Annotated in this window: 16 protein-coding genes; 8 read left to right on the top strand and 8 right to left on the bottom strand. The window is 73.0% G+C overall.

Features of this window, described 5'->3' with window-relative positions:
* Window positions 1–110 precede the first annotated feature (110 nt).
* The gene (locus FHX75_RS14125) at window positions 111–1,430 is read right to left on the bottom strand and encodes an MFS transporter (RefSeq protein WP_342798728.1); all 1,320 of its coding nucleotides are present in this window, start codon (window positions 1,428–1,430) and stop codon (window positions 111–113) included.
* A gap of 89 nt (window positions 1,431–1,519) precedes the next feature.
* Between FHX75_RS14125 and FHX75_RS14120 the strand changes: the two genes are divergently transcribed.
* Window positions 1,520–3,196, top strand: coding sequence for an MDR family MFS transporter (locus tag FHX75_RS14120; RefSeq protein WP_154940150.1), 1,677 nt, complete (start codon window positions 1,520–1,522; stop codon window positions 3,194–3,196).
* 9 nt (window positions 3,197–3,205) lie between these two features.
* Here the strand turns inward: FHX75_RS14120 and FHX75_RS14115 are convergent, their stop codons facing one another.
* Window positions 3,206–4,096: a LysR family transcriptional regulator gene (locus FHX75_RS14115; protein ID WP_154940148.1), complete on the bottom strand. Its 891-nt coding sequence runs from the start codon at window positions 4,094–4,096 to the stop codon at window positions 3,206–3,208.
* A gap of 83 nt (window positions 4,097–4,179) precedes the next feature.
* Here FHX75_RS14115 and FHX75_RS14110 point away from each other — a divergent pair, with 83 nt between their 5' ends.
* On the top strand, window positions 4,180–5,061 hold the full coding sequence (locus FHX75_RS14110) for an EamA family transporter (protein WP_211364461.1): 882 nt from the start codon (window positions 4,180–4,182) through the stop codon (window positions 5,059–5,061).
* Here the strand turns inward: FHX75_RS14110 and FHX75_RS14105 are convergent.
* Window positions 5,054–5,545 carry an NUDIX domain-containing protein gene (locus FHX75_RS14105; protein WP_154940146.1) on the bottom strand — a complete coding sequence of 164 codons (492 nt, stop codon included), beginning with the start codon at window positions 5,543–5,545 and terminating at the stop codon, window positions 5,054–5,056. The genes FHX75_RS14110 and FHX75_RS14105 overlap by 8 nt on opposite strands.
* A 100-nt stretch (window positions 5,546–5,645) precedes the next feature.
* Between FHX75_RS14105 and FHX75_RS14100 the strand changes: the two genes are divergently transcribed.
* Both FHX75_RS14100 and FHX75_RS14095 read left to right on the top strand, forming a co-directional pair.
* Window positions 5,646–7,280, top strand: a complete 1,635-nt coding sequence (locus FHX75_RS14100; protein WP_211364515.1) for a fatty acid--CoA ligase — start codon at window positions 5,646–5,648, stop codon at window positions 7,278–7,280.
* Window positions 7,281–7,552: 272 nt separating this feature from the next.
* Window positions 7,553–7,963, top strand: a complete 411-nt coding sequence (locus tag FHX75_RS14095) for a DUF1801 domain-containing protein (protein ID WP_154940142.1) — start codon at window positions 7,553–7,555, stop codon at window positions 7,961–7,963.
* A 3-nt stretch (window positions 7,964–7,966) separates the two neighbouring features.
* Here the strand turns inward: FHX75_RS14095 and FHX75_RS14090 are convergent, their stop codons facing one another.
* A complete protein-coding gene (locus FHX75_RS14090; protein WP_154940140.1) occupies window positions 7,967–8,980 on the bottom strand; it encodes an NADPH:quinone reductase in 1,014 nt (337 codons plus the stop codon).
* Window positions 8,981–9,071: 91 nt separating this feature from the next.
* Between FHX75_RS14090 and FHX75_RS14085 the strand changes: the two genes are divergently transcribed.
* Complete coding sequence (locus tag FHX75_RS14085) at window positions 9,072–9,251, top strand: hypothetical protein (RefSeq protein WP_154940138.1); 180 nt, start codon at window positions 9,072–9,074, stop codon at window positions 9,249–9,251.
* Window positions 9,252–9,270: 19 nt separating this feature from the next.
* Here the strand turns inward: FHX75_RS14085 and FHX75_RS14080 are convergent, their stop codons facing one another.
* The 3 genes from FHX75_RS14080 to FHX75_RS14070 form a co-directional block, all read right to left on the bottom strand.
* The gene (locus FHX75_RS14080) at window positions 9,271–9,927 is read right to left on the bottom strand and encodes an HAD family hydrolase (protein ID WP_154940136.1); all 657 of its coding nucleotides are present in this window, start codon (window positions 9,925–9,927) and stop codon (window positions 9,271–9,273) included.
* Window positions 9,928–9,964: 37 nt separating this feature from the next.
* Entirely contained in the window at window positions 9,965–10,789 is an 825-nt protein-coding gene (locus tag FHX75_RS14075; protein WP_154941964.1) for an SCO6745 family protein, read from the bottom strand.
* 143 nt (window positions 10,790–10,932) lie between these two features.
* On the bottom strand, window positions 10,933–11,574 hold the full coding sequence (locus tag FHX75_RS14070; protein ID WP_246158043.1) for an FKBP-type peptidyl-prolyl cis-trans isomerase: 642 nt from the start codon (window positions 11,572–11,574) through the stop codon (window positions 10,933–10,935).
* Window positions 11,575–11,757: 183 nt separating this feature from the next.
* Between FHX75_RS14070 and FHX75_RS14065 the strand changes: the two genes are divergently transcribed.
* Complete coding sequence (locus FHX75_RS14065) at window positions 11,758–12,150, top strand: PPOX class F420-dependent oxidoreductase (RefSeq protein WP_154940132.1); 393 nt, start codon at window positions 11,758–11,760, stop codon at window positions 12,148–12,150.
* A 50-nt stretch (window positions 12,151–12,200) separates the two neighbouring features.
* Here the strand turns inward: FHX75_RS14065 and ku are convergent, their stop codons facing one another.
* Window positions 12,201–13,208, bottom strand: a complete 1,008-nt coding sequence (gene ku, locus FHX75_RS14060; protein WP_154940130.1) for a non-homologous end joining protein Ku — start codon at window positions 13,206–13,208, stop codon at window positions 12,201–12,203.
* Window positions 13,209–13,293: 85 nt separating this feature from the next.
* On the opposite strand from ku, the gene ligD (FHX75_RS14055) reads away from it, so the two are divergent.
* Both ligD (FHX75_RS14055) and ligD (FHX75_RS14050) read left to right on the top strand, forming a co-directional pair.
* A complete protein-coding gene (gene ligD, locus FHX75_RS14055) occupies window positions 13,294–14,235 on the top strand; it encodes a non-homologous end-joining DNA ligase (RefSeq protein ID WP_154940128.1) in 942 nt (313 codons plus the stop codon).
* Window positions 14,225–15,139 (top strand): non-homologous end-joining DNA ligase, encoded by a 915-nt coding sequence (gene ligD / locus FHX75_RS14050; protein ID WP_154940126.1) that lies wholly within the window; start codon window positions 14,225–14,227, stop codon window positions 15,137–15,139. Before ligD (FHX75_RS14055) ends, ligD (FHX75_RS14050) begins: the two co-directional genes overlap by 11 nt.
* Window positions 15,140–15,154 lie beyond the last annotated feature (15 nt).

Here is a 15,154-nt window from a genome sequence, read left to right as displayed (position 1 = left end):
AACATCCCCACCACCCGCGCCCCACGTTCCGAGCATTCGGCCCCCACCCCTCGCGTTGATCATGAAGTTGTTGTCGGCCGGCCCGGCGTGTCGGGACAACAACTTCATGATCAACGGGCCGGGTCGGGGGCCGGGTCGGGGGTGACGCGGGTGGGGGCGGTGGCGGACCAGGCGGCGTCTTCGGCCTGTTTGCGGGCGAGGCCGTCGCGGCCGTCGTAGCGGAGGAAGGCGGGGAGGGCGGCGGCCAGGGCGATGGTGCCGAGGACGCAGAGGACGCCGCCGGAGACGATCGAGCCGGTCACGCCCAGCGGCGTGCGGGCGACCAGGCCGGAGCGGAGCTGACCGAGCAGCGGGCCGGTGGAGTACGACAGCATCTCGATGCCGGCGAGCCGGCCGCGCAGGTGGTCGGGGATCGTCTGGTTCCAGATGGTCATCCGGAACAGCCCGGAGACCATGTCCGCCGCGCCGGCCAGCACCAGGAACAGCAGCGCCAGCCAGAGCCAGCCGGACAGCCCGAAGCCGACTACGGCCAGTCCCCAGGCTCCGGCCGCCAGCACCACCATCAGCCCGTGCCGGTGCACGTGCTTCACCCAGCCGGAGCTGACCGTGGCGAGCAGCGAGCCGGCCGCCGGTGCGGCGTAGAGCAGCCCGAGCACCGCCGGCCCGCCCAGCTTCTCGGCCATGAACGGGTAGAGCGCCTGTGGCATGCCGAAGAACATCGCGTTGATGTCGACCAGGTAGGTGCCGAGCAGTTCGGGGCGGCTGCGGGCGTACCGCAGGCCGGTGACCACCGAGCGCAGCGACGGCCGGTCGGCGGCCGGTGGGGGCGGGACCGCCCGGACCAGCGTCAGGCAGGCCAGCGAGAACGCGAAGGTGGCCAGGTCGATGGCGTACACCCAGGCCAGGTCCACGGAGGCGATCAGCACGCCGGCGACGGCCGGGCCGCCGAGCTGGGCCACGTCCATCCGCAGCGAGTTCAGCGCGCCTGCCGCCGGGATCTGGTCGGGGGCGACGATCCGGGGGGTGAGCCCCTCCATGGCCGGGCGCTGCACCCCGTCCAGCGCCGCGGTCGCCGCCGCCACCACGTAGAGCAGCCACAGGTGCGGTGACGCCGACAGCGAGTTGACCAGCAGGACCCCGCAAAGCAGCGTGAAGCCGATCTCGCCGCCGAGCACCAGCCGCCGCCGGTCCAGGTAGTCGGCGAGCGCGCCGCCGACGAAGGCCATCAGGAGCAGGGGTACGAGCTCGCAGACGCCGAGCAGGCCGACCAGCAGCGGATCACCGGTGAGCTGGTACACCTGGTACGGCAGCGTCACGTAGGTGATGAACGACCCGAAGCCGGACACCCCCGCCGCCGCGAAGACCAGCCGGAAGTCCCGCGAGGTACGCAGCGGCGTGAGGTCCAGGGCCAGCCGGCGGAGCAGTCTCACGGGCGGATGGTGGCCGAGCGTCAGCCGGGCTGTCGAAGGGTTTTCCCGCCCGGGGCGCATGTTCCGCACGGTCCGGGATAGAAGGCGGGATGACCACGGAAGCCGAGGGCGGCCCGGTGCTCCACGCCCGCCAGATTCGCCTGCTCATGTTCGGCCTGATGACCGGGATGCTGCTGGCCGCGCTCGACCAGACCATCGTCGGTACGGCGCTGCCCACCATCGTCGGCGAGCTGGGCGGCATCAACCACTACTCGTGGGTGGTGACCGCGTACCTGCTCGCCTCCACGGCCTCCACCCCGCTGTACGGCAAGATGGCCGACCTGTACGGCCGCCGACCGGTCTTCCTCTTCTCGATCGGCACGTTCCTGCTCGGCTCGCTGCTGGCCGGCCTGTCGCAGAACATGACCCAGCTGATCGTCACCCGGGGCATCCAGGGCATCGGCGCGGGCGGCCTGATGACGCTGGCGTTCACCATCATCTCGGACGTCGTCTCGCCCCGGGACCGGGGCCGCTACCAGGGGCTTTTCGGCGCGGTCTTCGGCCTGTCGTCGGTGGCCGGGCCGCTGGTCGGCGGGTACTTCGCCGAGACGAACTGGCGATGGATCTTCTACATCAACGTGCCGCTGGCGATCCTGGCGATCGTGGTCTGCTACCACGTCATGCGGCTGATCCCGTTCGAACGGCGGGAGCACGCAATCGACTGGCTCGGCGCCGGGCTGCTGGTGGCCGGGGTGAGCGCCCTACTGCTGGCGCTGAGCTGGGGCGGCAACGAGTACGCCTGGGACTCCGGGGTGATCATCGGGCTCTTCGTCGCCGGGGCGGTCCTCGGCGTGCTCTTCGTGGTGCAGGAGGCCCGGGTCGCCGAGCCGATCCTGCCGCTGCGGCTGTTCCGCAGCGCCACCTTCGCGCTGGCCAACTCGGCGGGCTTCGTGCTCGGTCTGGTGATGTTCGGGTCGATCATCTTCATCCCGCTCTACCTTCAGATCGTCAAGGGCGCCTCGCCGACCCGCAGCGGTCTGCTGATGCTGCCGATGATGGCCGGCATCATCGTCACCTCGGTCCTCACCGGCCGGGCGATGAGCCGGATCGGCCGGTACAAGTGGTTCCCGGTGGTCGGCTCGGTGGTGCTGCTGGCCGGCATGCTGCTCTTCACCCAGCTGGAGGTGGAGACCTCGCTCTGGGTGGCGTTCGGTTTCATGGTGGTGATCGGCGTCGGGCTGGGCCTGTGCATGCAGTCGCTGATCCTCGCGGTGCAGAACGCGGTCGACGTCCGTGACCTGGGCGCGGGCACCTCCTCGGCGACGTTCTTCCGGTCGCTGGGCGGCTCGTTCGGGGTGGCGATCCTCGGCGCGGTGCTCTCCTCCCGGCTGACCGCGCAGCTCGCCGACCGGCTGCCGGCCGCGATCGCCCAGCTCCCCCCGGAGCAGCGCGCCGCCGTCGCGGCCAGCGGTGGGGCCGACATCTCGATCAACGACCCGGCGACCATCCTGGCCCTGCCGGGGCCGGTGCGGGCCGCCATCCAGGCCGCCTTCGTCGACTCGCTGGACATGGTCTTCCTGACCGCCGGCCTGATCGCCATCCTGGCGGTGCTGGTCACCCTGGCCCTGCCGGACGACCAGCTGCGCGGGACCGGCCCGCAGGGCGCGACCGGTGGCGCCGACCCGCTGGGCGGCAAGGCGCCCGCCGCCGGTGGCAAGCCGATCACCAAGGAGTCGAAGGAGGAGGCCGCCGCCGACATGGAGGCCAAGTCCCAGACCATGCTCTGACGCCGGCGGCTATGCAGGTACGGCCGCGAGCAGGTCGAGGATCAGAGCCAGCGGCGGCCAGGCGGCGCGGCCCCGGCGGGTGACGGCGTACGAGCGCAGCCGGGCCTCCGGGCCGGTGAGCGGGAGCAGGCGTACGCCGGGAGCGGTCGGTTGGTCGGCGGGGAGCAGCCCGACCCCGAGCCCGGCGACGATCAGGTCCTGGACGAGTTCCAGGCTGTCCGCGCGGTGCTCGATCCGGGGTTCGAAGTCCGCCATCGAGGCGATGGTCCGGACGACCACCTCGTCGGCGGTGTAGCGGGAGTTGACGATCCAGCCGCGGTCCCGGAAGCGGTCGAAGACGGCTGCGGCGTTGTCCGGGACGTCGGGGACGTCGTCGGCCGGCACGCCGAGGCTCCACGGCGCGGACCAGAGCGGGATCGCTTCCAGCGTGCGGTCGACGGGCGCCGGCGCGAGGTTGTAGTCGTACGTCAGGGCAAGGTCGACGTCGTCGGTCGCCAGCAGCGCGAACGCCTCGGCCGGTTCGTGTTCGTGGATGCGCAGCCGGACCTGCGGGTGGCGCGCCGCGAGGTCGGCGGTGACCGGGAGCAGCGAGCGGCGGACGGCGGTCGCGAAGCCGGCGACCCGGACGGTGCCGACCGGCTCGGCGCGCGGGTCGAGGTCGAGCCGGGCCACCTCGACGGCGTCGAGGATGGTCACCGCGTGCTCGGCCAGCCGGCGGCCGGCGGGGGTGAGCCGCACCCGGCGGCCCTGCGGCTCGATCAGCGTCGCGCCGACCTCGCGGGAGAGCGCGGCGAGCTGCTGCGACACGGTGGACGTGGTGACGCCCAGCTCGTCGGCGACCTCGCGCATCGAGCCGAGCCGGGCCAGCTCACGCAGCAGTCGTAGGCGGCGCAGGTCCACGCCACGATTGTTCATCATTGCCGAACGGATCGTCCAGCAAAGACACGTGGACGTGAACGGTAGGTAGCGGCTCTACTGGGGGCATGGCTCCCACCCGTACCGGCGCGGCGATGGCCGTCGCGTCGATGTTCTTCGTCCAGCTCGGCCTGGCCGCCTCGGTCGCCCTCTTCGACGAGGTGGGGCCGGACGGGGCGGCCTGGCTGCGGCTGGCCTGGGCCGGCCTGCTGCTGGTCGTCCTGATCCGCCCCCGCCCGTCCGGCTTCACCCGGCGCACCCTGCTGGCCTGTGTCGCGCTCGGCGTGGTGACCGCCGGGGTGACCATCCTGTTCATGGCCGCGGTGGCCCGCCTGCCGCTGGGCACGGCGAGCGCGCTGGAGTTCCTCGGCCCGCTCGGGGTGGCGGTGGCGCGGGGTCGGGGCGGGACGAAGCTCTGGCCGGCGCTCGCCGCGGTAGGGGTGCTGCTGCTCACCGAGCCGTGGCGCGGCGGGGTGGATCTGGTGGGTGTCGGCTTCGCGCTGGCGGCGGGCGCCTGCTGGGCGGCGTACATCCTGCTCACCCAGCGGGTCGGCGACGAGGTCTCCGGCATCCGCGGCCTGGCGGTGTCGATGCCGGTGGCCGCGGTGGTCGCCACCGTGGTGGTCGGGCCGGGTGTCCTCGGCGACCTCACCTGGCCGGTGCTGCTGGCCGGGCTGGGGCTGGCGGTGCTGCTGCCGGTGGTGCCGTTCGTGCTGGAACTGCTCGCCCTGCGCCGGCTCACCACCGCCGCCTTCGGCACGCTGATGAGCCTGGAGCCGGCGATCGCGCTGGTCATCGGCCTGGTCGCGCTGCACCAGGTGCCGGGCGTCGGGGCGGTGGTCGGGATCGCCTTCGTGGTGGCCGCCGGCATCGGCGCCGAACGCACCGGCGCGCGGGCCGAGGCGGCCGCGCCGACCCGACCCGAGCCGGCCGTGGTGGGGACTACTTGAGGATGAGCCGGTTGGTCTGCTCGAAGACGTCGAGGTCGGCGAGGGTCTCCGGCACCGAGGCCGACAGCGGCGAGGGGAACGCGTCGCGGGGGAAGAAGCCGGCGTCGTTCGTCTCGTCGGTGACCCGGGCCAGGTCGCCGTCCCAGTCCTCGACCCGGAACGCGGTGGTGAAGATCTGGTAGGTGTGGCCGTACATGTTGGTGTGGGTGCGGTCCGGCCCGGTGTAGAGGGCGAACGCGCTGACCCGCAGCGCGCGCAGCCCGGTCTCCTCACGGACCTCGCGTACCGCGCAGTCGGCGATCGACTCGCCCAGCTCCATCGCGCCGGCCGGCAGGGCCCAGTGGCCGTTGTCGGAGCGCTGGATCAGCAGCACCCGGCCCGCGTTGTCGCGGACCACGGCCCGGGCTCCGACGAACATCAGCGTCCGGTCACCGGCCAGGGCGCGCAGCTGCCCCACGTACGAGTCCGCCCACGAGATGCTCACCCGGACAATTTACGCAGCTTCCCGGCGGTGCCTCCGGCGTTCCGGGGGTTCCCAACCTGTGACCGGCGACACTAGCTTGTTACCCATGCGTAGCACGATGATGGACGCCCCCCTCCAGGTCTCCCGGATCCTCGAACACGGCTCCACCGTGCACGGCACGGCCGAGGTCGTCACGTGGACCGGCGCCGAGCCCCGCCGGATGTCGTACGCCGAGGTCGGCCGCGCCGCCGCCCGGCTGGCCCATGCCCTGCGCGACGAGTGCGGGGTGACCGGCGACGAACGGGTCGCCACCTTCATGTGGAACAACAACGAGCACCTGGTGGCGTACTTCGCCGTGCCCAGCATGGGCGCGGTGCTGCACACCCTGAACATCCGGCTCTTCCCGGACCAGGTCGCCTACATCGCCAACCACGCCGAGGACCGGGTGGTGCTGGTCGACTCGACGCTGATCCCACTGCTGGCCCGGGTGCTCGGCGAGATGACCACCGTGCGGCACGTGGTGGTGGTCGGCGGCGGCGACCCCGCCCCGCTGGTCGCGGCGGCCGGCGACCGGATCACCGTGCACCACTGGGACGAGCTGCTGGCCGGCCGTCCCGACAGCTACCAGTGGCCCGAGGTGGACGAGCGGGACGCCGCCGCCCTCTGCTACACCTCCGGCACCACCGGCAACCCCAAGGGCGTGGCCTACTCGCACCGCTCGATCTACCTGCACTCGTTGCAGGTCTGCATGCCGGAGGGCTTCGGCCTCGGTCCGGTCGACCGGGAGCTGGCCATCGTGCCGATGTTCCACGCGATGTCGTGGGGCCTGCCGTACGCGGCCTTCCTCTCCGGCGCGTCGCTGATCATGCCGGACCGGTTCCTCCAGGCCGCGCCGATCGCCGAGATGATCGCCGCTGAGCGGCCCACCCTGGCCGGCGCGGTGCCGACCATCTGGAACGACCTGCTGTCCTACCTGGACAGTCACGACGTGGACACCTCCTCGCTGACGGAGGTGATCGTCGGCGGTTCGGCCTGCCCGCCCGCGCTGATGCACGCGTTCGCCGAGCGGCACGGCATCGAGGTCATCCACGCCTGGGGGATGACCGAGATGTCCCCGCTGGGCTCGGTGTCCCGGCCGCCGGCCGGCGCCACCGGCGACGAGGCCTGGCGCTACCGCTACACGCAGGGCCGGGTGCCGGCCGGGGTGGCGGCGCGGATCCTCGGCCCGCTGGGCGAGCCGCTGCCCGCCGACGGGACGTCCGTCGGCGAGCTGGAGGTCAGGGGCCCGTGGGTGACCGCCCGGTACGTCGGCGACGACACCCCGGACGAGGAGAAGTTCCGCGACGGCTGGCTGCGTACCGGTGACGTGGGCACCCTCTCGCCGGACGGCTACATCACCCTCACCGACCGGGCCAAGGACGTGATCAAGTCGGGCGGGGAGTGGATCTCCTCGGTGGAGCTCGAGAACGCCCTGATGGCCCACCCCGACGTGCAGGAGGCCTGCGTGGTGGGGGTGCCCGATCAGCGGTGGGACGAGCGTCCGCTGGCCACCGTGGTGATCCGCGAGGGCGCCTCGGTGACCGCGGAGGAGCTGCGGGCGTTCCTGGCGAAGTCGGTGGCGCACTGGCAGCTGCCGGAGCGGTGGGCGTTCATCGACGCGGTGCCGAAGACGAGCGTCGGCAAGTTCGACAAGAAGGTGGTCCGGTCCCGCTACGCCGACGGCGGGCTGGAGGTACGGGAACTGACCGGGCCGTAACGTTTTCCGGCGGCTCGTCGCCGTTAGGGGCAGGGGCGCAACTCCTGAAGAAGCATCCCTCCCCAGGGGCGGCCCCGGCGTTCGCACCGCGCCGGGGCCGCCCGCTTTTTGCGGGGCGACCCGCAATAGTCATTCTTGCGAAACATGTTCGCTTCTGTCCCGCTGACGAGGAAATCCGCGCAGCTCACGGGGCTCGGTGTCGGCGGCGGCTCGTACGATCGGGCTGAACCGGCCGCCCCCGGGCCGGCCCGCCGTCGAGTACCGGAGACGTCATGGCAACCCTGAAGACCGCCCCGACCACCGCCAGCGTGGACGACTTCCTCGCCGCCGTGCCGGACGAGACCCGCCGCCGCGACGCCATCGCCGTCCGCGACCTGATGCGGCAGGTCACCGGCGAGCCGCCGACCATGTGGGGGGACGCCATCGTCGGCTTCGGGCAGCGGCACCTGCGCTACGCCAGCGGTCGCGAGCTGGACTGGTTCCTGGTCGGGTTCTCGCCGCGCAAGGCGGCCACCACCCTCTACCTCGGCGAGGGATTCCCCGAGAAGGAGCAGTTGACGGCCCGGCTGGGCCGGCACACCGCCGGCAAGGGCTGCCTCTACGTCAAGCGGCTCGCCGACGTGGATCTCGACGTGCTGACCGAGCTGGTCCGCGCCTCCGTCGCCCAGGCCCGCGCCGACTGACCGTCACTGCGCGCTGGTGGTGATCAGCACCTTGCCGACCACCGAATCCTCCACCGCCTGGTGCGCGGCAGCCGTGTCGGCCAGCGAATAGTGGTGCAGGGGCAGGCCGACCTCCCCGCCCACCCGTACGCCGCCCTGGGCCACCGCCGCGGCCACGTCGGCGACCGCCCGCGCCTTGGCCGCCGCCGGCTCGGTGTAGACCAGCACGAACTGCCAGCGGGCGTTCGGCACCATGAGCGGCCGGATCGGCAGGGTCACCTCGGCGCCCCCGTCGTCGGCGTACACGCAGACCGCGCCGCCGGAGCGGAGCAGCTGGACGTCGGTGGCGGCGTTGCGGGCGGCGGAGACCTCGACGATCGTGTGCACACCGTCGGGGGCGATCTTGCGGACCTCCTCGACCACGTCCTGTTCCCGGTAGTTGATCACGAACGACGCGCCGGCCGCCGCCGCGAACTGCGCCTTCTCCGGGCTGCTCACGGTGGTGATCACGCAGGCGTCCGCCCAGCGCGCGAGCTGGATCGCCGCGTTGCCCACCGCGCCCGCGCCGCCCTGCACCAGCACCACGTGGTCGCTGAGCGCGCCGGCGTGCAGCTTGGTCGGCATGTACTCCCCGACGGTGAGGCAGCGGTGCGCGGTGAGGAACGGGATGCCGAGGCAGGCGCCCAGGTCGAAGTCGGCCGAGCCGAGGCTCACCGCGTGGCGGACCGGGACCACGGTGTACTCGGCGGCGGTGCCCCAGGGGCGCTGCCAGGCGGCCTCCCAGAGCCACACCCGCTGGCCGATCAGGATCTGGTCGACGCCCTCGCCGACCGCCTCGATGACCCCGGCGCCGTCCTGGCCGGGGGTCTGCCAGCCGGCCGGCAGCGGCCACTGCCGGCGAGCCTTCCAGTCGGTCGGGTTCACCCCGGAGACGGCCATCCGGACCAGCACCTCGCCGCGCCCGGGTTCCGGCACCGGCCGGTCCACCAGCTTCAGCACCGAGGGGTCGCCGGTCTCCTCGTAGACGATCGCCTTCATCCCCGTCTCCCTCCGACAGTCGCGTCCCCATCTTCGCCGATCCCGTCGGGCCCGCCGTCCGTATCACCGGGTAGCCGGCGGAGGAGGGGTCATGCGGGACGTACCAGAGGTGGCGTCGACGCCACCCGTGACGCTCTGTGGCGGGGCCGGTCCGACCGACGCCGGGTGTGCGGCACCGGCGGAGGCGACTCGCGAACCGGGCCCGGTCCCGGCCGGCGACCGCCGCGACACCCCGTTCCTGCCCCGGTCCAGCCGCAGCCGCCGGATCTGAGGCCGACCGGCTGGGCGGGTCAGCCGAGCCCGTCCACCAGATCCGGAGTGAGGTCGTGCACCGACGACAGCACCACGGCGGCGAGAGCCTCCGCGTCCGGGTCCAGCGGATACGACCCGTGCGGGATCGCCACCACCCGCATGCCGGCGGCGGCCGCGGAGCGTACCCCGTTGGAGGAGTCCTCCACCGCGACGCAGCGGGCCGGGTCGACGCCGAGCCGGTCGGCGACGGCCAGGTAGACGTCCGGCGCGGGCTTGCCCCGCGCGGTCTCCTCGGTGGAGAGCGTCACCCGGAAGGCGTCGGTCAGGTCCATGGCGGCCAGCGCCGCGGCGATCAGCCGGGTCGGTGACGAGCTGGCCAGCCCCAGCGGCCACCGCTCGGCCACCCCGCGCACGACCCGGTCAGCGTCGTCGATCAGGGGTACGTGCCGCGCGTACCGCCGGGTCATCTCCTCGACCACCTCGGTGGCGACCTGCCCGGCGTCGCGGTCGACGCCCAGCTCGCCGCTGAGGTAGTCGGCCCACTCGCCGGTGCTCATCCCCATCAGCCGGTGCTGGGTGTCCGGCTGCCAGGTGCCGCCGTGCGCGGCCACGTACGCCCGCCGGACCTCCTCCCAGACCGGCTCGGAGTCCACGATCACGCCATCGAGGTCGAACACCACCGCATCCACCGTCACCCGCCCATCCTCCCCGACCGGGGCCGGGGCGGGGGCGTCAGCTCTGCAGGGCGGGCAGGCCGATCGGGCTGTTCTCCGGGATCACCGTGTGGCAGGCGCGGGCCATCGGTTCGAGCAGTTCGCGCAGGCGGTCGGTGCGGTCCGCCCCGAGGGTGCGCCAGGGGCGGGCGGCGGCCAGGTCGGTGGCGTCCTCGACGGCCTGGAACCGGGCCCGCCCGACGTCGGTCGGCTCGCCGTCCGGGCCGAGCCAGCCGCGCTCGGCCAGCCGGCCCCGCGCCGCCTGCCACTGCTCCTCGGACCAGCCCCGGCCGAGCAGGTTCTGCAGAGGTTGGTCCACCGCGACCCGCCAGGCCAGCGTCTCCACCGGATCGAGGTCGGCGGCGACCAGGGCGGCGATGTGCCCGTCGCCCCGGTGTTCGCGCAGCGTGGTGGCGGCCTGCCAGAGCCGGGCCAGCGGGTATTCACCGCGCGGCAGGGCGGCGTTGGCCGCGCCGAGCACCCGGCCGGCGGGCTCCACCGCCGCGGCCGCCTCCTCCAGCAGGTCGGCGGCCTCGACCAGGTGCGCCTCGGGCAGCTCGTAGGTCAGCTCGGCGAGGGCCTGCACGGCGCCGGTCAGCCGGGCCCGCAGCGCCTCCTGCGGCGTGGCCAACCGCCAGACCGCCGGCAGCGCCCGGCTCACCATCGGCGGGGCGAAGGTGAAGAACGCGGCGATCACCGGCGCCGCCTCGGTGGGCCCGAACGGCGCTGCCCGGCCGGCGAAGTAGCCCCGCCAGTAGCCGCGCAGCCCGACCGCCTCGTACGCGGCGCGGGCGCGCGGATGGAAGTAGGTGACCGCGTGGACGGGTTCGACGTGCGTCCACATGAGCCGAGCGGTCCGCCCGGGATCGTCCAGCGCCGGCACGCGCACCTCCACGATGGTGAGGGGTCACCGTGACGCGGTACGGACCGCCCACGGTGACCCCGAACCTACTGCGCGTAGGTGACGGCCGGGAAGACCTCTGTGGGCTACTGCACCGCCAGCACGTCGACGACGAAGCGCAGCGGGCCGGACGGCGCGCCCGGGCGCTGCGGCTTGTCGCCGTACGCGAGGTCGGCGGGGATGTCGAGCTGCACCCGGCTGCCGACGGTCTGCCCCTGCAGGCCCTGGTCCCAGCCCGGGATCACGTTGCCCTGGCCGAGCATGAAGGAGAACGGCTCCGAGCGCTTCCAGGAGGCGTCGAACTCCTCGCCGGTCCGGTACGACACCCCGACGTAGTTCACGGTGATCTGCTGGCCGCTCTGGGCGGCGGCGCCGGTGCCCCGGATCAGCGGGGTGGCCTTCAGGCCGCTGAGTTCGCCCTCGCCCTTGCCGGCCGGCGGCTTGGTGCAGAGCGCCCGGTCGGCACCCTCGGGCAGGGTCGGGAAGCCGCCCGGGCAGCCGGCGGGCGACGCGGCCGGCTTCGCGGAGTCGTCGTCACCGCCCCGGGTCACCACGAACACCCCGACGATCACCGCGATCACCGCGAGGCCGGCGAGCGCCCCCAGCCAGGCCTGCCGGCGCTTCTTCGCCTCGGCGGCCTTCTGCGCCGCGAGCTGGGCGGCCAGCCGCCGCTGCGCCTTCGTCTCCGGGCCCTGGCCCGCCGACCGGTTCTGCGTACGCTCGCTCACGTCCTCGACTCCCTGCTGGTGTGGGTGGACCGGCCCGACGACCCGCGGCCAGCGCACACGGTACCTGGATCGATGCCGCCCGTGTCCCGTCGCCCGCCCGCTCTCCCACCCGCCGTCCCGCACCTCCCCCGTCATCCCGGTTCGTCCCGGTGCCGGAGGGCTTCCGGCGGTAGGTTCTTGACCATGGCGATCCTCACCGACGAAGACCTGGCCCTGCTCGCCGAGCCCCAGCTGGCCCACGTGGCCACCGTCGAGGCCGACGGCACCCCGCACGTCACCCCGGTGTGGGTGGACACCGACGGCGAGCACATCCTTTTCAACACCGCCCTGGGGCGGCAGAAGTCCATCAACATCGAGCGCAACCCGATGGTGGCGGTCTCGGTGGTGGACAAGGCCGACGACTTCCGCACCCTCTGGGTGAAGGGCGCCGCCGAGCTGATCACCGAGGGCGCCGACGAGCACATCGACCGGATGGCGAAGAAGTACCTCGGGCAGGACACCTACCCGTTCCGGCAGCCGGGCGAGCAGCGGGTGATCGTCCGGATCACCCCCACCCAGAAGCTCGGCCGCGGCTGACCCGTCGGCGGGGTCTCCGGCGTACGACGACGGAGACCCCGCCCGGGCGCTCAGGCGGTCTTGCGGGGTGCGGCCTTCTTCGCGGCGGCCTTCTTCGCCGGTGCCTTGGCGGCCTTCTTCTCGGCGGTCTTCTTGGCGGCGGCCTTCTTCGCCGGCTCCGCCTTCTTGGCGGCGGCCTTCTTCTCCGCCGCCTTCTTCGCCGGTGCCTTGGCGGCCTTCTTCGCGGAGCGGGCCGCGGAGATCGGCGTCGGCTCGCCCGCGCCCCGGGCCGGCTCCTCACCCCGGGCCGCCCGGGCCCGCTCGACGGAGGCCTTCAGCGCGGCCATCAGGTCCACCGCGGCGGCCGGCGCGGCCTCTTCCTCCTCCGGCTGCACCACCTCCCGGCCCTCGACCTTGGCGTCGATGACCTCCTGCAACGCCGCCCGGTAGTCGTCGGTGAAGGCGTCCGGCTCGAACGTGCCGGCCATCGAGTCGATCAGTGAGCTGGCCATCGCCAGCTCCGGGGGACGGACCTTGAGGTCCTCGTCCAGGAAGCCGAAGTCGGGGGTACGCACCTCGTCCGGCCAGAGCATCGTGTTGAGCAGCAGCACGCCCTCGCGGACCCGCAGGGTGGCCAACTGTTCGCGCTGGCGCAGCGCCACCTTGACGATCGCCACCCGCTCCGAGTCGGCGAGCGCGTCCCGCAGCAGCACGTACGGCTTGGTCGCCGAACCCTCCGGCTCCAGGAAGTACGCCTTGTTGTAGAGGATCGGGTCGACCTGCTCGGCGGGGACGAACTCGAGCACGTCGATCGCGCGGGAGCTGGTCAGCGGCAGTTCCGCGAAGTCCTCGTCGGTCAGAATCACCATTTCGCCGCCGCCGAGGTCGTAGCCCTTGGCGATGTCGTCGTAGGTGACCTCCTCGCCGCAGACCTGGCAGGTGCGCTTGTAGCGGATCCGGCCGCCGTCGGCCCGGTGCACCTGGTGGAAGCGGATGTCCTTCTCCTCGGTGGCCGAGTAGAGCTTCACGCCGATCGACACCAGCCCGAAGGACACGGCCCCCTTCCAGATCGCCCGCATGCCGCGCTCCTCTCCCCGGTTCTGCCCAGGATCGCAAACGATCGAACGGGGCGCACGCTCTTCGCTGCGCAACTACCATCGAAAGGTGCCCGGCGCGCCGCTGAAGCCGATGCTCGCGATGACCGGGCCGCTCCCGGTGGATGACGGCTGGGCGTACGAGTTCAAGTGGGACGGCGTCCGGGCGCTGGCCGACATCGCCGGCGGCCGGCAGCACATGTACGCCCGCAGCGGCGTGGAGATCACCGCCGCGTACCCCGAGCTGATCACCCTGGCCGAGCAGGTCGACGACGCGCTGCTCGACGGCGAGGTGGTGCTGCTCAACCAGACCGGGCAGCCCTCGTTCACCGCGCTGGCCGAGCGGATGCACGTCCGGGACCCGGCGAAGGCGGCCCGGCTCGCGGCGGCGGCCCCGGTGACGTACATGATCTTCGACCTGCTCCGGCTGCGCGGCGAGGACCTGACCGGACGCTCCTACCGGGAGCGGCGGGCGGCCCTGGAGGCGCTCGGGCTCGGCGCGGCCCGGTGGGCGGTGCCCCCGTTCTTCGCCGACGGCGCGGCCACCTACGAGGCGGCCGGCGAGCACGGGCTGGAGGGGGTGATGGCCAAGCGGGTCGACGCGGTCTACCGGGCCGGCGTGCGCTCGCCCGACTGGGTGAAGGTCAAGCTGGAGGTGACCGGCGACTTCGTGGTCGGCGGCTGGCGGCCCGGCGCGCGGAAGATCGGCGGGCTGCTGGTGGGGGTGCCCCGGCCGGACGGGCGGCTCATCTACCGGGGCCGGGTCGGCGGCGGGATCGGCGCGGCGCTGGAGCGGGAGCTGCTGCGCGAGCTGGAGCCGCTGCGCGGGGTGGAGTCGCCGTTCTCCGGTGACGTGCCCCGCGAGGATGCCCGGGGCGCGATCTGGGTAACACCCCGGGTCGTGGTGGAGGTCAAGTACGGCCAGCGCACGCCCGACGGGCGGCTCCGGTTCCCCCGGGTGCTGCGGCTGCGGCCGGACAAGCCACCGGAGGAGGTCGAAGATGCCGGCTGAGCGGTTCCGGGTGGAGGTCGAGGGTCGGACCCTGGACCTGTCCAACCTGGACAAGGTCCTCTATCCCGAGGCCGGGTTCACCAAGGGCGAGGTGATCGACTACTACACCCGGATCGCCCCGGTGCTGCTGCCGCACCTGGCCGACCGAGCGCTGACCCGGATCCGCTTCCCCAACGGGGTCACCGGCGGCTCGTTCTTCGAGAAGAACGCGCCGGCCGCGACCCCCGAGTGGGTACGCACCGAGACGCTGCCCGCCCCGGGGTCGAGCAAGGGACGGGAGACCATCGACTACGTGGTCGCCGACGACCTGCCCACCCTGGTCTGGCTGGCCAACCTCGCCGCGCTGGAGCTGCACACGCCGCAGTGGAAGGTCGGCGAGCACCCGGACATGATGGTGGTCGACCTGGACCCGGGCGCGCCGGCGGCACTACGCCAGTGCTGCCAGGTGGCGCTGCTGATGCGTGACCGGCTGGCCGACGACGGCATCGACGCGTACCCGAAGACGTCGGGGAAAAAGGGCATGCAGCTCTGCTGCCCGATCGCCGGCACGCAGGACGCCGACGACGTGTCGGCGTACGCGCGGCGGATCGCCCAGGAGTTGGAACGGGCGCACCCGAAGCTGATCGTGTCGAAGATGGCGAAGAACCTGCGGCCGGGGAAGGTCTTCATCGACTGGAGCCAGAACAACGCGGCGAAGACGACGGTGGCGCCGTACTCGCTGCGCGCCCAGTCGGTGCCGTCGGCGTCGACGCCGCTGACCTGGGACGAGGTCGAGGCCGGGGCGGCCGGGAAGCGGCCGGCGACGAAGCCGTACACGGCGACCGAGGTGCTCAAGCGGGTGGAGAAACAGGGCGACCTGCTCGCGCCGTTGCTCGAGGGTGGCCCGGAGCTGCCCGCGCCCTGAGGGACATCCTCATCC

The sequence above is a fragment of the Micromonospora palomenae genome, from assembly GCF_007829925.1.
Lineage (GTDB): Bacteria > Actinomycetota > Actinomycetes > Mycobacteriales > Micromonosporaceae > Micromonospora > Micromonospora purpureochromogenes.
The sequence above is the reverse complement of the archived record's forward strand: the minus strand, read 5'-3'. Positions and strand labels throughout refer to the sequence as shown.